1 protein-coding gene is annotated in these 1,659 nt (G+C 35.9%); it reads left to right on the plus strand.

The features are described from left to right. Positions 1–114 precede the first annotated feature (114 nt). Positions 115–1,395 (plus strand): IS1380 family transposase, encoded by a 1,281-nt coding sequence (locus tag JIV24_RS22080; protein ID WP_200467254.1) that lies wholly within the window; start codon positions 115–117, stop codon positions 1,393–1,395. Positions 1,396–1,659 lie beyond the last annotated feature (264 nt).

The following is a 1,659-nucleotide window of genomic DNA, read 5'->3' on the forward strand; positions in this document are numbered from 1 at the left end:
ACCTAGTATCCGCACGTAAATATTTGGAAAAATCGGCAAGCCCCATAAATAAACTTTCATAGGGCTTGCGCGATTAAAATATTTTCACCTGTTTAGGTGAAAACATCGTAGCTGATGAAAATTACATATTCTAAGGAAAACATCAACTCTTTTGGCGGAATAAATTTCGCAGACCATATTGTAAGTAACAGTTCACTATTCGAAACTATAAATCAAGAGCTTGGTCAAAGAGGAGTCAAGGCTACCTATTCTTATAGCGATTTAGTACGTTCGTATTTTCTCTTAACCTTATGTGGCGGTGAATGTGCTGAGGATATCACCGAAAACCTTCGTAAAGAGTTGGGACAAGTAACAGGATTTAACGTATGTTCTGCCGATACTTTATTGCGCATGCAAAAAGAACTATCCACACAAAAGAAAACCTATGTTTCCAATACGGGCATTGAGCACGATTTCAATGTCAACACAAAAATGAACAAACTTATGGTCAGGTTATTGGTGGAGAGCAAACAGCTTAATACAAATAATAAAGACTATATATTTGATTACGACAACCAATTTATCCCAACTAACAAATACGACTCAAAGCGCAGCTATAAGAAAGCAGATGGGTATTTTCCTGGAATAGCCACGATTGGAAATCACCCTGTTTATATTGAAAATAGGAATGGCAACAGCAATGTAAAATACAAACAAGACCAGACCCTTGAACGTGCATATTCTACTTTGAAGCAGTTTGGGATAAAACCCAAATTTAGTCGTATGGATTGCGGTTCGTTTGATAAGACTGTTATTCCAGTAGTCGAAGCAAATAGTGAATTTTTCTTTATTCGAGCACAACGCTGTACCAGTCTCTACAACAAGATCAAAGAAGTCGATACATGGGAAGATGTAGAAATAGGCTTTAAAAAATATCAAGTTGCATCCATACAATATGCTCCTTTTGGTTGGGACAAAACTTACCGTTATGTCATCAGTCGCGAAAAGACTCAAGATGGGCAAGGAGATCTTTATACAGGAGACGCCTTTAAATACAGAGCAATCATGACCAATGAAACTCACATGACAGATTTGGATGTTATTTTATTTTACAATGCAAGGGGAGAAAGCGAACGTGTGTTTGATGAAATGAACAATGATTTTCTTTGGAAAAAGATGCCGTTCTCTTTCTTGGAGCAGAATACTGTCTTTTTGATAATGATGGCCATATGCCGAAACATGTTCCATTTCTTGACTGATTACATCAGTAAGAAGGTAGAATTCATTAAACCGAACTTCCGGCTAAAGAAATTCATATATCGTTTTATCGTTGTTCCCTCAAAATGGATAAAACGAGGAAGACAACATATCTTAAAACTATTTACCGCTAAAAAATACCACATATTATTGGAATAACAGCCTGCTAATATGAGGTATCCATAAGATTACTCTGTCTTGCTACAAAGTACAACGTGCTCATTATGTGACAAGTGAGTGTATTAACACATTGTGTGGAGACAAAACTAAGTTGTATTACATACGAAAGTTTGCATAAGGTATGCCCATGGCAATTTCTGGTAAAAAAATTGAAAATAATTCAAGAAACCTAGCAGTATTTCTCCATCATAAACATATAAATTGTAAAAGTATCAACAAACTAATCTAGCTGCGGATTTAAGG

The sequence above is a fragment of the Carboxylicivirga marina genome (assembly GCF_016612505.1).
In the GTDB taxonomy this organism is placed as follows: domain Bacteria; phylum Bacteroidota; class Bacteroidia; order Bacteroidales; family Marinilabiliaceae; genus Carboxylicivirga; species Carboxylicivirga marina.